Below are 15,400 nucleotides of genomic sequence, written 5' to 3' on the forward strand. Positions count from 1 at the left end.
ATGAGGCCATCACCAACAGCAGGGCATTCAGATCGATCCACACCCCATGGGCTGTGGATAACCCATCAGAACGGCACATCCCCCAGGATCGTCGCCCGATGCATCACCCGCCGCGCCGGGCGGTAATCATCCACCGCGTAATGCTGGGTCACGCGGTTATCCCAGAAGGCCACATCGTTTTCCTGCCAGCGCCAGCGAATGGTGAACTCTGGCCGGGTGGCGTGGGCAAACAGGAATTTCAGCAGCGCCTCACTTTCCGCCTCGCTCAGTTCGTTGATGCGGGTGGTGAAGCCGTCGCTGACGAACAGCGATTTGCGTCCGCTCACCGGATGCGTGCGGATCACCGGATGGGAAATCGGCGGGTTGGCGCGGCGGGTCGCTTCCCAGCGCTCCAGGTCTTGCGGCGTGGAGCCGAAGCGGGCCAGCGGGAAGGACTTGGTGAAGTCATGGGTCGCGGTCAATCCGTCCAGCAGGATCTTCAACGGTTCCGACAACGCTTCGAACGCGGCGATACCGCTGGCCCACAAGGTGTCGCCGCCATACACCGGCAACTGTTTCGCGGCCAGTACCGCGCCCAGTGCCGGGGTCGGCAGGAAGGTCACGTCGGTGTGCCAGATGGCGTTGTCGCGCACGTCGGTGACGGCGGTGTCGAGCACCAGCACTTGCGGTGTTTCCGGCACGTTGGGGTAGATCGGGTGAATGTGCAGGTCGCCGAACTGCGCGGCGAAGTTCGCTTGCTGCGCTGGCGTAATCGGCTGTTCGCGGAAGAACAGCACCTGGTGGGTCAGCAGCGCTTGCTCGATGGCGTCGCGCGCTTCCGCGCTGATATCGCGGCTCAGGTCAACGCCACTGATTTGGGCGCCGAGCGCGGGGCTCAGCGGGGTAATGATCAGGCTCATGTCTGTCTCACTAATGCGGTTGTTCAGTGGCTCTGGCCGTGCCAGGGCACCAGCTTGCGTTGCAGGGCGCGCAGGCCCATTTCCAGGGCGAAGGCGATCAGGGCGATGACCAGGATGCCGAGCACCACCACGTCGGTGACCAGGAATTGCGCCGCCGACTGGACCATGAAGCCCAGGCCGCTGGTGGCGGCGATCAGCTCGGCGGCAACCAGGGTCGACCAGCCGACACCAAGGCCGATGCGCACGCCAGTGAGGATGTCCGGCAGGGCGCTCGGCAGGATCACGTGGCGAATCAGTTGCACCTTGCTCGCGCCCAGCGACAGCGCCGCGCGCAGCTTGGCCGGATCGACCGTGCGCACGCCGGTGGCGGTGGCGATGGCGATCGGGGCGAAGATCGCCAGGTAGATCAGCAGCACTTTCGACAGCTCGCCGATGCCGCACCAGATCACGATCAGCGGCAGGTACGCCAGCGGTGGAATAGGGCGGTAGAACTCGATCAGCGGATCGAGAATGCCGCGGGCGATACGGTTGCTGCCGATGGCGATACCGACCGGGATCGCGGTGAGAATCGCCGCGCCCAGCGCCAGGCCAATACGGCTCAGGCTGGCACCGAGGTGCTGCCACAAGGTCGATTCCATGTAGCCCTGGGTCAGCAACAGCCAGGCCTTGCCCGCCACCGCTTCGGGCGAGGGCAGGAACAGCGGCTCGATCCACTCCGCGGCCGTCACCAGCCACCACACCAGCAGCAGGGCGCCGAGGGTCAGGCCGCTGATCCAGCGGGTGCTCAGGGAGCGCCGTGCCTTGAGCGGGCGCGACGCGGTGGAAGGTTTGGCCGTCACCGGCAGTTCCAGACTGCTCATGCGAACTCCTGCCGCCCGGCGGCGCTGCGTTGAGAAAAGACCCGCGACAGTACGTGCTCGCGGGTTTCGATAAAGCATGGATCGGACTTGATCGAACGCGCCGATTCACCGGCGGCGTAGCGCTGGCCGAAGTCCAGGTGCAAGCGCTCGACCACGCGGCCGGGGTTGGGCGCCAGGAGGATCAGGTCGGTGGCGAGGAACACCGCTTCTTCGATGTCGTGGGTAATCAGGAACACCGGTTTGGCGGTGCGTTGCCAGACCTGCAACAGCAGCTCTTGCATCTGCTCGCGGGTGAACGCGTCGAGCGCGCCGAACGGTTCGTCCATCAGCAGCACCCGTGGATCGGCGGCCAGCGCGCGGGCCAGGCCGACGCGCTGTTTCTGGCCACCGGACAACTGCCAGATACGCCGCGCGGCGAAATCGGCGAGGTCCACCAGGGCGAGCATTTCCCGCGCCTTCTGCTCCCGCTTCGGGCGGGAGACGCCGGCCAGCTCCAGGCCGAAGCCGACGTTGGCCAGCACATCCTGCCAGGGCAACAGGGCGTCGTCCTGGAACACCACGCCACGCTCGGCGCTCGGCCCTTGCACCGGCACGCCGTCGAGGGTGATGCGCCCGGCGCTCGGGCTGACGAAGCCAGCGATCAGGTTGAGCAGCGAGGTCTTGCCGCTGCCGGACGGGCCGAGGGCCACCAGCAATTGCTGCGGGCCCAGGCTCAGAGAAATGTCGGACAGCACAGGCTCGGCGGCGCCGGGGTACTGTGCGCTGATGCGCTCCAGTTGTAACAGGGCCATGACGACTCCGTGACTCAGTTGGTGATGAACGACGCGCTGACGTACGGCGAGTAATCCGGCAGCACGGCCTCGACCTTGCCTTGTTCCTTGAGGAAGGTGGCGGTGTCGGTGATGGCCTTGGTGGTCGGCGCGCCGAGGGCGGCAACCTGGTCGGCGGCCAGCGGGAAGACGTTGCCTTGCAGCAGGGCCGGAATGTCGCTGGCCTTGGCGCCGGACAGCTTCACCAGCTTGTCGACGTTGCTCTTGTCCGCGAGCCAGGCTTGCGGGTCTTTGCGGTAATCGGCGTAGGCATCGAGGGTCACTTTGGCGAAGGCCTTGACCACTTCAGGGTGCTTGGCGGCGAAGTCCTTGCGCACGATCCAGGCGTCGAAGGTCGGTGCGCCTTTCTTCGCCAGTTCGCCGGAGGTGATCAGCACCTTGCCGTTTTCCTTGGCCACGCCCAGCGCTGGGTCCCAGACGTAGGTGGCGTCGATGTCGCCGCGCTTCCAGGCCGCGGTGATTGCCGGTGGCGCGAGGTTGAGGATCTGCACTTTGGCTGGGTCGATGTTCCACTGCTTCAGCGCGGCCAAAAGGCTGTAGTGACCGGTGGAGACGAAGGGCACGGCGATCTTCTTGCCAACCAGGTCCTGGGGCGAATTGATGCCGGCGCCATCGCGGGCGACCAGGGCTTCGGCGGCGCCGATTTCGGTGGCGATAAGGAAGGTTTCCACCGGCAGCTTGCGGGTCGCGGCGGCGGCCAGCGGGCTGGAACCGAGGTAGCCGATCTGCACGTCGCCGGAGGCCACGGCGGTGATCACGTCAGCGCCGTTGTCGAATTTGCGCCAGTCGATGCTGGCCTTGCTGGCTTGCTCATAACGGCCATCGACCTGGGCGACTTTGGCCGGATCGACGGTGGTCTGGTAGGCGACGGTAAGGTCCGCGGCCTGGACGAAAAACGCAGCACCGGCCAGGGCCAGGGCGGAGAACAGGCGCAGTGGGGCGAAGAAGGTCATGTTGAACTCCTGGTCAGGCGGAATAGGGTGGGAAGTGGTGAAAGACTAATTGATCTAAGAAATCGTAAATAAATAACTTTTTCGAATTAGCTTAGGAGACAAAGAAAGGGAGGTGCCCTTCGCGAGCAAACTCGCTCCTACAAAGCGCTGAATCTGTAGGAGCGAGCTCGCTCGCGAAGAGCCTTGAATCAGGTGTCAGCCGTTTCTATGGGAAGCTGGCCGGGCTTACTGCACGAACTTCGCACTCACGAACGGCGAATAATCCGGCAGCACCGTCTCCACCTTGCCTTGCTCCTTGAGGAACTTCGCCGTCTCGGCAATGGCGGCAGGTGTCTGGTTCTGCAGCAGCGCCGGTTGTGCCTGGGCATCGGGGAACGCGGAGCCGGCGAGCAGTTCAGGAACGTCCGCCGGGTTGGCGCCGGTCAGCTTGGCGATCTTCTGCACGGGCAGCGAATCCGCCGTCCACTGCGCCTTGTTGGCGGTGTAGTCAGCGAAGGACTGCAAGGTGACCTTGGCGAACTTGGCGACCACGTCCGGATGCTTCTCGGCGAAGTCCTTGCGTGCGACCCACACCTCGAACGTCGGCGCGCCCCAGCCACCCACTTCGGCGGCGTCGGTCAGGGTCTTGCCGGTCTTGCGGATTTCGCCCAGCGCGGGCGACCAGACAAAGGCGCCGTCGATGTCGCCACGCTTCCACGCCGCGGCAATTTCTGCGGGTTGCAGGTTCACCACTTTCACCTGGCGGGTATCGAGGTTCCAGTGCTTCAGCGCGCCGAGCAGGCTGTAGTGCGAGGTGGACACGAACGGCGTGGCGATGGTCTTGCCCACCAGGTCTTGCGGGCTGTTGATGCCGCTGCCGTTGCGCACCACCAGCGCCTCGGCGGCGTTGATCTGCGCAGAGACGATAAACGCCACGATCGGCAGCTTGCGCGACGCCGCCGCTGCCAGCGGGCTGGAGCCGAGGTTGCCGATCTGCACGTCGCCCGAGGCGATGGCGGTGACCACTTCCGGGCCACTGTTGAAGCGCCGCCAGTCGATTTTCTCGCCGATGGCCTGCTCGTAGGCACCGTCCGCCTGGGGGACTTTGCTGGGATCGATGCCGGTCTGGTAGCCGACGGTGATTGCGGCGGCGTGGCTGACCAGGGTCAAGCCGGTGAGGGCCAGGGCGGTGAATAATCGGAGCGGGAGCGAGGGCTTCATGGTGGCCGGTTCCTGGGAGGGGAAAGCCATAAAACTAATTGATCTAAGACCGCCTATATAAATACGTTTTGGTAATTAGCTTATGTATGAATACTTTGTGAAAATTTCGTGAGATATTCCGAAAAAATCTTAAAAAAACACAAATAATTCTTTTTGGATTTATCAAATTGTCATTATCCTTCGTCCCCAGCGCGACGCATTAGACCAAAGTCGCGAAACGAATAGTTACGATTGACTTGATAGTCACCCTTTGGTGCTAATCGACCATCGACGGCGAGCAGGACGACAGATCCTGCCGTCAACGAACCACAAGAATTAGAAACGATAGGAGCAATTCATCTATGAAGAAGTCGACCCTGACTCTTGCCGTGGCCCTTGGGGTTCTGGCCCAGCAAGCAGGCGCTGCCGGTTTTATTGAAGACAGCAAAGCTACCTTGAAGCTGCGCAATTTCTATATCAACCAAGACAACCGTAACCACAGCACCAGCACCACCCAACCGAACTACACGGAAGAGTGGGGCCAAGGTTTCCAATTGGACTACACCTCGGGTTACACCGAAGGCACCGTTGGTTTTGGTGTTGATGCTATCGGGCTGCTGGGCATCCGTCTTGACTCTGGCAAGGGCCGTCACGGCAACCGTGACAGCAGTGCTTACGGTGGTCTGGTTTTCCCTACCGATAGCGACGGCCGTGCAGTCAACGACTTCTCCAGCCTGGGCGCCACCGCCAAGGTAAAAGTTTCCCAGACCGAACTGCGCTACGGCACCCTGCTGCCGAAGCTGCCGGTCATCTCGTACAACGACGGTCGTCTGCTGCCGCAAACCTTCGAAGGTGGTCAGATCACCTCGAACGAGATCAAGGACCTGACCCTGATCGGTGGTCAGATCGAGCACGTGAAGGGCCGCAACTCCTCGAGCAGTGAAGGGCTGTCCATCGCTGGCGCCAACAACGCTCGTACCGGTAAGTTCAGCAACCAGTTCCGTTATGCCGGTGCTGACTACAAGGTCACCAAGGACCTGCTGCTGCAGTACTACTACGGCAACCTGGAAGACTTCTACAAACAGCACTTCCTGGGCGCGGTACACAACTGGGCAATCGGCCCGGGTACTCTGAAGTCGGACTTCCGCTACTTCCATAGCACCGATGATGGCAAAAACGGTGATACGGCGGCCTACTACACCACCGGCTATTACGGCGGCACCACCACCAGAGGCAAGGTCGACAACGACCTGTACAGCGCACTGTTCCTGTACAGCGTTGCCGGTCACACCTTCGGTGGCGGCTACCAGAAGAGCCGTGGCGATAGCGACTTCCCTTGGCTGAACCAGGGTGACGGCTCGTCCAACTACACCATCACCGACTCGCAGATCCAGAAGTTCGGCCGTGCCGGTGAGAGCACCTGGCAAGCTCGCTACTCCTACGACTTCGCCAAGGTCGGCTTGGCAGGTCTTACCGCAGGCGTGGTTTACCTGAAGGGCGATAACATCGATACCATCACTGGTGACCGCACCGAATGGGAGCGGGATATCACTGTGGCCTACGTCGTACCGGAAGGTCCGCTGAAGAACTTCGGCGTCATGTGGAAAAACGCCATGTGGCGCACCGACATTGACAACCAACGGGACCAAGACGAAAACCGTCTGATCCTCAGCTACTCCATCCCGCTGCTGTAAGGCGAGATACAACAACGCCCGCCCGGCTTCACGCCGCGCGGGCGTTGTTTTGTCTGTTATTTGTTATTTCTTTCAGTTCTAAATAAATCAATATTTATTCTTTTTAATTTGGCGCGACCACAGGCACAGTGAAGCCATCACGCACTTAGCCCAAGGAGCCGCACCATGAGCCTCAGACTCGGCGATATCGCCCCCGACTTCGAACAGGATTCCAGCGCCGGCAAGATCCGCTTCCACGAGTGGCTCGGCGATAGCTGGGGCGTGCTGTTCTCGCACCCGGCCGACTTCACCCCGGTGTGCACCACGGAACTGGGCTTTACCGCCAAGCTGAAAGAGCAATTCGCCGAGCGCGGCGTCAAGGCCATCGCGCTGTCCGTCGACCCGGTCGATTCCCATCACCGCTGGATCGAAGACATCAACGAAACCCAGAACACCACGGTCAACTTCCCGATCCTGGCCGACGCCGATCGCAAAGTGTCCGACCTCTATGACCTGATCCACCCCAACGCCAGCGACACCCTGACGGTGCGTTCCCTGTTCGTGATCGATCCGAACAAGAAGATCCGTCTGACCATCACCTACCCGGCCAGCACCGGCCGCAACTTCCACGAAATCCTGCGGGTGATCGATTCGTTGCAGCTCACCGACAACCACAAGGTTGCGACCCCGGCCAACTGGCAGGACGGTGATGAAGTGGTGATCGTGCCGTCGCTCAAGGACGAAGAAGAAATCAAACGCCGCTTTCCGAAGGGCTACCGCGCGGTCAAGCCATACCTGCGCCTGACCCCACAGCCCAACCGCTGACAGACCGTTTTCATCGTAGTGCTTTAGCCATCGCAGGGATTTTCGGGCCGTTTCGACGGCCCTTTTTTTTGCCTGAAGAAACCAATTCGGGCCCTTCGCGAGCAAGCTCGCTCCTACAGAGACGGTGATGAATCTGTAGGAGCGAGCTTGCTCGCGATGGGCTCAACGGGGTTTTTACTTACCCGCAGTCAGCGCGTTATAGCTGGTCATCAGATTCCGGTAATCCGGAATGTGATTCGAGCACAGCGCCGCCAGGCCTTCGACATCGTTGCGCCAGTCGCGGTGCAGCTCACAGGCCACGCCGAACCAGGTCATCAGTTGCGCACCCGCCGAACTCACACGATTCAGCGCCGCATCACGGGTCATCTCGTTGAAGGTGCCGGAAGCATCGGTCACCACAAACACTTCAAATTCTTCTTCCAGGGCCGACAGCGCCGGGAACGCCACGCACACCTCGGTTACCACACCCGCAATGATCAGTTGCTTCTTCCCGGTAGCCTTCACCGCTTTCACGAAGTCCTCGTTGTCCCAGGCGTTGATCTGGCCAGGGCGAGCGATGTACGGGGCATCCGGGAATAGTTCTTTCAGTTCCGGCACCAGCGGGCCGTTGGGGCCTTGTTCGAAGCTGGTGGTGAGGATGGTCGGCAGGTTGAAGAACTTGGCCAGATCCGCCAGGGCCAGAACGTTGTTCTTGAAGCGGTCCGGCTCGATATCGCGCACCAGGGACAGCAGGCCAGCCTGGTGGTCCACCAGCAGGACAGCGGCGTCGTCTTTGTTCAGGCGGTTGTATTTGAATGCGGTCATGGTCGTTGCTCCTAAAGGTTCTGATCTTCGTAAGGGGTGGTGTTTCGCGTTGATGGGAGAAGATTAAATTCAGAACCTTTGGCGCGGTAGCTAGTGAAAAATGGCTTTAGCGTTCCTTATTCAGAACGATAGAGTTTGTACAGGTACAGCAGTGACAATCCGCGGTCTGGCATAAAGCCCATATCTCTAAATCACATAAACAAATGAAAAAATATGATTTATAGATATATATACCCACCTGTTAAGGTCACTCCATTCCAGCGAGCACACTAACTCGCGGCCCTTCAGAACAGTTCTAAGGAAGCGCTTTCCATGTTGGTCGTTTCTATTGGTGGTAGCCCCAGCCTGCGGTCACGTTCCGGTGTGCTGCTCGATCGCTCCCGGGACTGGCTGCAAGGCCAGGGTGTGGAAGTGGTGACGTTCCAGGTACGGGACTTCCCGGCCGAGGACCTGCTTCACGCTCGCTTCGACAGTCCGCACGTGCAGCACTTCCAGCAGTTGGTGGAACAGGCTGACGGCCTGATCGTCGCTACCCCGGTGTACAAGGCGTCCTATTCCGGCGCGCTGAAAACCCTGCTCGACCTGCTGCCCGAGCGCGCACTGCACCACAAGGTTGTTCTGCCCATCGCCACCGGCGGCAGCATCGCCCACATGCTGGCGGTGGACTACGCACTCAAGCCGGTGCTCTCGGCCCTCAAGGCGCAGGAGACCCTGCAAGGGATCTTCGCCGACGACAGCCAGATCGCCTACGGCCAGGGCAACAGCCCGGCCCACCTGGCGCCTGCCCTGGAGCAGCGCCTGCACGAATCGCTCGACACGTTTCACAGCGCCCTGGCCCGCCGGCCACGGCCGGTGGCTCCTGGCGTCCTGAACGAACGCCTGCTCAGCGCCCGCTGGAGCATCTGAGCCGCGACACCCGTTTCATCGCGTCACCCTTCACCTTACTCGCCCGATAACGAGGCAAGCAGGTGCAGCCTGAACCCAACAGCAAAATAAGGAGAGCGCAATGCGCACTGTCATTTTGCGTCGTGGCCTGGTCGCTCTGTTTGCTGCGGCTGTGTCCTTCGGCGCCATTACTCAAGCTCAAGCCGAAACCCTGCGTATCGGTTATCAGAAATACGGCACCCTGGTGCTGCTCAAGGCCAAGGGCACGCTGGAAAAGCGTCTCGCCGCCCAGGGCGTGCAGGTGCAATGGACTGAATTCCCCGGCGGCCCGCAACTGCTGGAAGGCCTCAACGTCGGTTCGATCGACTTCGGCGTGACCGGCGAAACCCCGCCGGTGTTCGCCCAGGCCGCCGGCGCCGACCTGCTCTACGTCGCCTATGAGCCGCCAGCGCCGCACAGCGAAGCGATCCTTGTGCCGAAGGGTTCGGCCATCCAGTCGGTCAAAGACCTCAAGGGCAAGAAAGTCGCCCTGAACAAAGGCTCCAACGTGCATTACCTGCTGGTCCGCGCCCTGGAAGACGCCGGCCTGAAATACACCGATATCCAGCCGGTATTCCTGCCGCCCGCTGACGCCCGTGCCGCCTTCGAGCGTGGCAGTGTCGACGCCTGGGTCATCTGGGATCCGTACCAGGCTGCCGCCGAACAGCAACTGCAGGCCCGCACCCTGCGCGACGGCCAGGGCATCGTCGACAACCACCAGTTCTATCTGGCGACCAAGCCTTACGCACAACAGCATCCTGAAGTGATCAGCGCGCTGGTGGACGAGGTTCGTGCCGTTGGCGAGTGGTCCAAGGCCAACCCGCAGGAAGTGACCGATCAGGTTGCGCCGCTGCTCGGCCTGCCGGCCGACATCACCCTGACCTCGGTCAAGCGCCAGGGCTACGGCGCGCAGTTCCTGACCCCGGAAGTGGTCGCCGCGCAGCAGAAGATCGCCGACACCTTCAAGACCCTCAAGCTGATTCCAAAGCCGCTGAGCATCAAGGACGTGATCTGGACGCCACCGGCCAAGGTCGCCACGGCGCCTTGACGTTTTGCCCGAGCCGGGGCGCCGCCCCGGTCTGAGCCACCCTTAGGAGACAACTCCAATGAGCCTCAACGTTTTCTGGTTTCTACCGACCCATGGCGACGGCCATTACCTTGGCACCGCCGAAGGCGCTCGCGCCGTCGATCACGGTTATCTGCAGCAGGTCGCCCAGGCAGCGGATCGCCTGGGTTTCGGCGGCGTGCTGATCCCCACCGGGCGTTCCTGCGAGGACTCCTGGCTGGTGGCGGCATCGCTGATCCCGGTGACCCAGCGGCTGAAATTCCTCGTGGCCCTGCGCCCGGGGATCATTTCGCCGACCGTGGCGGCGCGTCAGGCGGCGACCCTCGACCGGCTGTCCGGCGGGCGTGCGCTGTTCAACCTGGTGACCGGTGGCGACCCTGAAGAACTGTCCGGCGACGGCCTGTTCCTCAGCCATGAAGAGCGTTATCAGGCCTCTGTGGAGTTCACCCGTATCTGGCGTCGGGTGCTGGAAGGCGAGACGGTCGATTACGACGGCAAGCACATCCAGGTCAAAGGCGCCAAGCTGCTCTATCCACCGATTCAACAACCGCGTCCGCCACTGTATTTCGGCGGCTCGTCGGAAGCTGCCCAGGACCTGGCCGCCGAGCAGGTCGAGCTGTACCTGACCTGGGGCGAACCGCCGGCCGCGGTCGCCGAGAAAATCGCGGAAGTCCGGGCCAAGGCCGCCAAGCTGGGCCGCACCGTCCGCTTCGGCATCCGCCTGCACGTGATCGTGCGGGAAACCAACGATGAGGCATGGAAAGCCGCCGAGCGCCTGATCTCGCACCTGGACGACGACACCATCACCCGCGCCCAGGCCTCCCTGGCGCGTTTCGACTCCGTAGGCCAGCAACGCATGGCTGCGCTGCATGGCGGCAACCGCGACAACCTCGAAGTCAGCCCGAACCTGTGGGCTGGCGTCGGCCTGGTGCGTGGCGGTGCCGGCACTGCACTGGTCGGCGACGGTCCGACCGTGGCGGCACGGGTCAAGGAATACGCTGACCTGGGCATCGACACTTTCATCTTCTCCGGCTACCCGCACCTGGAAGAGTCGTACCGCGTCGCCGAACTGCTGTTCCCGCACCTGGATATCGCGCGTCCGTCGCTGCCGCAAGAGCGGGGCTATGTCAGCCCGTTCGGCGAGATGGTCGCCAACGACATCCTGCCCAAAGCCGCGGCACAGGGTTGAGGAGCGCAGCATGAGTCGTTCTTCCTCAACCCCGTGGACGCAGCGCCTGGCCCCGTGGGCCCTGCCGATCGCGCTGCTGGCGATCTGGCAACTGGCGGTCAGCGCCGGTTGGCTGTCGACGCGCATCCTGCCGGCACCGAGCGCGGTAATCACCGCCGGTGTCGAACTGGTGCGCAGCGGCGAGATCTGGACCCACCTGGCGATCAGCGGCTGGCGTGCCGGCCTGGGCTTCGTCATCGGCGGCAGCATCGGCCTGGCGCTGGGCTTCATCACCGGCTTGTCCCGTTGGGGCGAGCGCCTGCTCGACAGCTCGGTGCAGATGATCCGCAACGTGCCGCACCTGGCGCTGATCCCGCTGGTGATCCTGTGGTTCGGCATCGATGAGTCGGCGAAGATTTTCCTGGTAGCCCTCGGCACGCTGTTCCCGATTTACCTGAACACTTATCACGGCATTCGCAACGTCGATCCGGCGCTGGTGGAAATGGCCCGCAGCTACGGCCTCAGCGGTTTCTCCCTGTTCCGTCAGGTGATCCTGCCGGGTGCGCTGCCGTCGATTCTGGTCGGTGTGCGCTTCGCCCTGGGCTTCATGTGGCTGACCCTGATCGTGGCCGAAACCATCTCGGCCAACGCCGGCATCGGCTACCTGGCGATGAATGCCCGTGAATTCCTGCAAACCGATGTGGTGGTCCTGGCCATCGTTCTCTACGCGGTGCTCGGCAAGCTCGCCGACCTCGCTGCCCGTGGCCTGGAGCGCGTCTGGTTGCGCTGGCACCCGGCCTATCAACCGAGCAAGGGAGACGGCGCATGACCATTCTCAAGGAGCAACCGCCACGGCTGCTGCGCGGTATTCCGCTGGCCGTGCGCAACGTCGAAAAGACTTTTGGTCAGCGCAAGGTGCTGCGTGACATCGACCTGCACATTCCGGCCGGACAATTCGTCGCCATCGTCGGTCGCAGCGGCTGCGGCAAAAGTACCTTGCTGCGCCTGCTCGCCGGCCTCGACCAGCCTTCCGCCGGGCAACTGCTGGCCGGCAGCGCGCCGCTCGCCGAGGCCCGCGAAGACACCCGCCTGATGTTCCAGGAAGCGCGCCTGCTGCCCTGGAAACGGGTGATCGACAACGTTGGCCTGGGCCTTCAAGGCAACTGGCAGGAACAGGCACGCAAGGCACTGGAGGCGGTCGGCCTGGCCGACCGTGCCAATGAATGGCCGGCGGCGTTGTCCGGTGGACAGAAACAACGTGTGGCCCTGGCCCGCGCCCTGATCCACCAGCCACGCCTGCTGCTGCTGGACGAACCGCTGGGGGCGCTGGATGCCCTGACCCGGATCGAAATGCAGCAACTGATCGAAGACCTCTGGCGCAAGCATGGCTTCACCGTGCTGCTGGTGACCCACGACGTCGCCGAAGCCGTCGCGGTCGCCGACCGGGTGATCCTGATCGAGGACGGTGAAATCGGCCTCGACCTGCACGTGGACCTGCCACGGCCGCGGGTGCGTGGATCGCACCGCCTGGCCGCGCTGGAAACCGAAGTATTGAACCGTGTTCTTTCGGTCCCGGGCATCCCGCCCGAGCCCGAACCCGTAGCACCCTTGCCTACGCAACTGCGCTGGGCTCATTGACCTCAGAACCTACAAAGGAAGCAAGCAGATGACTATCAAAGCGATCAACGTGCGTAACCAGTTCAAGGGCACCGTTAAAGAAATCCTGGAAGGTCCGGTCCTGTCGGAAATCGACGTACAGACCGCCTCGGGCATCGTCACTTCGGTGATCACCACCCGTTCGGTAAAAGAACTGGAACTGACCATCGGCAGCGAAGTGATTGCCTTTGTGAAATCCACCGAGGTTTCCATCGCCAAGCTGTGATTTGTGTGGCATATCGCGAGCAAGCTCGCTCCTACAGAGACTGGGAACACCGATCCCCTGTAGGAGCGAGCTTGCTCGCGATTGCCTAACGCTTTGGCAAAAACGGCGGCAGATAAAGCCCCAGGTACGCCTCGAACACCCGCATCCCTTCCTCCGCCATCCGCGGCGTGATTTGCCCGTGCAACTGCATCGACCGGGCATACACCCGATCCCCCAGTTCCATCGCCAGGGCGAACACGTCCACGTCACGCGGCAGCTCCGGTAAACGGAAATGCTGCTCGAACAGCTTGTGCATCAGATCGCCCAGCTCGATATCGTGCTGACGATCCGCCTGGGTCACTTCGCTCAAACCATGCTGGGCCAGGATCAACTGCCGCGCCGCGGCGTCCTCGTGGTAGATCTCCAGCATGCGCATTTCCACCAGCCGCGACAGGTCCCGCCAACTGTGCAGGGTCTGTGGGTCGATGGGCGCTTGCAGGCAGGCGCGGAAGGCGCTGTGCACGTCCGCGGTGAGGGCTTCGAGCAGCGCCGGGACGCTGGCGAAGAAGTGATACACGGACGAAGGCGGGATCTGCGCCCGCTCCGCCACGCTGTAGATCGACAGGCTGGCCACACCTTCGCTGGCCAGCAGGGTGCGGGCCGCGTCGAGGATCGAGTCGATCCGCGCCTGGCTGCGGGCGCGGGGTTTGCGAGGTGTGGTACCGCGACTCATATCAGTTGCTGATCGCCAGGATGCTGGCCTGGTAGGCGCCGACAAACAGGTCGAAGTCGCCGACTTCCTGTTTCTCCAGCTCGGCCTGTTCTTCCAGCGACTTGCGCGCCAGCGCTTCGAAACGCGCTTGCTCGTCCGCCGGCAGCGGCTCGCTACGCAAGAACTCGGCGTGGAGCTGGCTCTGGCGCAGGGAGAAGCGGGCGAAGCTTTCCTGATGCTCGGTCATGCTCGCCAGCACCTGCGCCGACGGCGTCAGCGACGGATCGTCGACCTTGGCGGCCTGTATTTGCAGGGCACGGGCGTGCTCGTCGCCGCCATGGGCACGATCAAGCAATTCGGCCAACGGCGCGATGCGTTCCAGCAACTCGCTGGCCCACGCCTTCAGCGTCACCGGCTGGCCGTCGCGTTGCAGTTCCAGGCCAGGGCGGCGGCCCTGCTTGACCACATTGAGGAAGTTGTCGGTGCACTGGCCGCACTCGCCATTGCCCAGCAGCGGGCTTTCTTCCAGCGCGCAGAACAGCAGGAATGCATCGAGGAAACGCGCCTGCGGCAGTTCGACGCCGGTCGGCAGGAACGGGTTGATGTCCAGGCAGCGCACTTCGATGTACTGGATGCCGCGGGACACCAATGCCTGGATCGGCCGCTCGCCGGTGTAGGTCACGCGCTTGGGGCGGATGTTGGAGTAGTACTCGTTTTCGATCTGCAGGATGTTGGTGTTGAGCTGCACCCACTCACCATCCTGGTGCGTGCCGATCTCGACATACGGCGGATACGGCGTGGCCACGGCACGGCGCAGGCTGTCGGTGTAGCTGCTCAGATCGTTGTAGCAAGGGGTGAGGCCGGCCTGGGCGTTGCTCTGGTAACCGAGGTCGCTCATGCGCAGGCTGGTGGCCCAGGGCAGGTACAGGGTGTCGGCGTCGAAGGCTTCCAGTTGATGCGGGCGACCGCGCAGGAAACCCGCGTCCAGCGCTGGCGACGCACCGAACAGGTACATCAGCAGCCAGCTATAGCGACGGAAATTGCGGATAAGGGCGATGTAGGCCGACGACTGGAACTCGCGGTCGTCGCCGTCGCGGCCTTCGGCTTCACGCAGCAGCGGCCAGAGTTTTTCCGGCAGCGAGAAGTTGTAATGGATACCGGCGATGCACTGCATGGTGCGGCCGTAGCGCAGGGCCAGGCCCTTGCGGTAGACGTACTTGAGCTGACCGATGTTGGAGGTGCCGTACCAGGCGATCGGGATGTCTTCCTCGGCCGGCAACGGGCACGGCATCGACGGACTCCACAGGTACTCGCTGCCGAGCTTGCTGTAGGCGAAGCGATGGATGTTTTCCAGGCTTTCGAGGGTCTTCGCGGGATCGGCCAGCGCTGGCGTGATGAACTCCAGCAGCGACTCGGAATAATCGGTGGTGATCTGTTCGTGGGTCAGGGCGGCACCCAGGGCCTCGGGGTGCGGCGTCTGGGCCAGACGACCGTCCTCTGTCACGCGCAGGCATTCACGCTCGATGCCGTGCAGGCACTGCTTGAGCAGAGAGAGGTTGTCGCCCTGGCCGAGCAGGCTCAGGCGGCGGTTGAGAAGTTCGCTCAAGATGGATTCCTTCACACGTCAGTCGCCGCAATATGGGGGT

At 62.6% G+C, this 15,400-nt stretch carries 16 protein-coding genes; 8 read left to right on the top strand and 8 right to left on the bottom strand.

Annotation, left to right across the window (positions count from 1 at the left end):
* Positions 1–65: 65 nt before the first annotated feature.
* The 5 genes from tauD to tauA (NTD82_RS18635) all read right to left on the bottom strand — a co-directional run bounded on the left by tauD (position 66) and on the right by tauA (NTD82_RS18635) (position 4,742).
* A complete protein-coding gene (gene tauD, locus NTD82_RS18615; RefSeq protein ID WP_262129751.1) occupies positions 66–899 on the bottom strand; it encodes a taurine dioxygenase in 834 nt (277 codons plus the stop codon).
* A 23-nt stretch (positions 900–922) separates the two neighbouring features.
* Positions 923–1,759, bottom strand: coding sequence for a taurine ABC transporter permease TauC (tauC, locus tag NTD82_RS18620; RefSeq protein ID WP_262129752.1), 837 nt, complete (start codon positions 1,757–1,759; stop codon positions 923–925).
* A complete protein-coding gene (gene tauB, locus NTD82_RS18625) occupies positions 1,756–2,550 on the bottom strand; it encodes a taurine ABC transporter ATP-binding subunit (protein ID WP_262129753.1) in 795 nt (264 codons plus the stop codon). Before tauB ends, tauC begins: the two co-directional genes overlap by 4 nt.
* 14 nt (positions 2,551–2,564) lie before the next feature.
* Complete coding sequence (gene tauA, locus NTD82_RS18630) at positions 2,565–3,542, bottom strand: taurine ABC transporter substrate-binding protein (RefSeq protein WP_175652940.1); 978 nt, start codon at positions 3,540–3,542, stop codon at positions 2,565–2,567.
* A 225-nt stretch (positions 3,543–3,767) separates the two neighbouring features.
* The gene (tauA, locus tag NTD82_RS18635; protein ID WP_262129754.1) at positions 3,768–4,742 is read right to left on the bottom strand and encodes a taurine ABC transporter substrate-binding protein; all 975 of its coding nucleotides are present in this window, start codon (positions 4,740–4,742) and stop codon (positions 3,768–3,770) included.
* A 341-nt stretch (positions 4,743–5,083) separates the two neighbouring features.
* Between tauA (NTD82_RS18635) and NTD82_RS18640 the strand changes: the two genes are divergently transcribed.
* Positions 5,084–6,415 (top strand): OprD family porin, encoded by a 1,332-nt coding sequence (locus tag NTD82_RS18640; RefSeq protein ID WP_262129755.1) that lies wholly within the window; start codon positions 5,084–5,086, stop codon positions 6,413–6,415.
* A 165-nt stretch (positions 6,416–6,580) separates the two neighbouring features.
* Positions 6,581–7,219, top strand: coding sequence for a peroxiredoxin (locus tag NTD82_RS18645; protein WP_095159464.1), 639 nt, complete (start codon positions 6,581–6,583; stop codon positions 7,217–7,219).
* A 174-nt stretch (positions 7,220–7,393) separates the two neighbouring features.
* Here the strand turns inward: NTD82_RS18645 and ycaC are convergent, their stop codons facing one another.
* A complete protein-coding gene (ycaC, locus tag NTD82_RS18650) occupies positions 7,394–8,023 on the bottom strand; it encodes an isochorismate family cysteine hydrolase YcaC (protein WP_175652878.1) in 630 nt (209 codons plus the stop codon).
* Positions 8,024–8,335: 312 nt separating this feature from the next.
* Here ycaC and ssuE point away from each other — a divergent pair, with 312 nt between their 5' ends.
* From ssuE to NTD82_RS18680, 6 genes are all read left to right on the top strand, one after another.
* On the top strand, positions 8,336–8,929 hold the full coding sequence (gene ssuE, locus NTD82_RS18655; RefSeq protein WP_095159466.1) for an NADPH-dependent FMN reductase: 594 nt from the start codon (positions 8,336–8,338) through the stop codon (positions 8,927–8,929).
* Between the two features lie 100 nt (positions 8,930–9,029).
* On the top strand, positions 9,030–9,995 hold the full coding sequence (locus NTD82_RS18660; protein WP_095159467.1) for a sulfonate ABC transporter substrate-binding protein: 966 nt from the start codon (positions 9,030–9,032) through the stop codon (positions 9,993–9,995).
* Positions 9,996–10,053: 58 nt separating this feature from the next.
* Complete coding sequence (gene ssuD / locus NTD82_RS18665) at positions 10,054–11,202, top strand: FMNH2-dependent alkanesulfonate monooxygenase (RefSeq protein WP_095159468.1); 1,149 nt, start codon at positions 10,054–10,056, stop codon at positions 11,200–11,202.
* 10 nt (positions 11,203–11,212) lie between these two features.
* Positions 11,213–12,010, top strand: coding sequence for an aliphatic sulfonate ABC transporter permease SsuC (gene ssuC, locus NTD82_RS18670; protein WP_095159469.1), 798 nt, complete (start codon positions 11,213–11,215; stop codon positions 12,008–12,010).
* Entirely contained in the window at positions 12,007–12,819 is an 813-nt protein-coding gene (gene ssuB / locus NTD82_RS18675; RefSeq protein ID WP_177454491.1) for an aliphatic sulfonates ABC transporter ATP-binding protein, read from the top strand. Before ssuC ends, ssuB begins: the two co-directional genes overlap by 4 nt.
* Positions 12,820–12,847: 28 nt before the next feature.
* Positions 12,848–13,063 carry a molybdopterin-binding protein gene (locus tag NTD82_RS18680; protein WP_009400132.1) on the top strand — a complete coding sequence of 72 codons (216 nt, stop codon included), beginning with the start codon at positions 12,848–12,850 and terminating at the stop codon, positions 13,061–13,063.
* An 85-nt stretch (positions 13,064–13,148) separates the two neighbouring features.
* Here NTD82_RS18680 and NTD82_RS18685 read toward each other — a convergent pair whose 3' ends face one another.
* Both NTD82_RS18685 and gshA read right to left on the bottom strand, forming a co-directional pair.
* The gene (locus tag NTD82_RS18685; protein WP_095159470.1) at positions 13,149–13,775 is read right to left on the bottom strand and encodes a TetR/AcrR family transcriptional regulator; all 627 of its coding nucleotides are present in this window, start codon (positions 13,773–13,775) and stop codon (positions 13,149–13,151) included.
* A gap of 1 nt (position 13,776) precedes the next feature.
* Positions 13,777–15,360 carry a glutamate--cysteine ligase gene (gene gshA / locus NTD82_RS18690; protein WP_262129758.1) on the bottom strand — a complete coding sequence of 528 codons (1,584 nt, stop codon included), beginning with the start codon at positions 15,358–15,360 and terminating at the stop codon, positions 13,777–13,779.
* Between the last annotated feature and the right edge of the window lie 40 nt (positions 15,361–15,400).

Origin of the sequence: Pseudomonas sp. 5P_5.1_Bac1, from assembly GCF_025466015.1 — a bacterium.
Lineage (GTDB): Bacteria > Pseudomonadota > Gammaproteobacteria > Pseudomonadales > Pseudomonadaceae > Aquipseudomonas.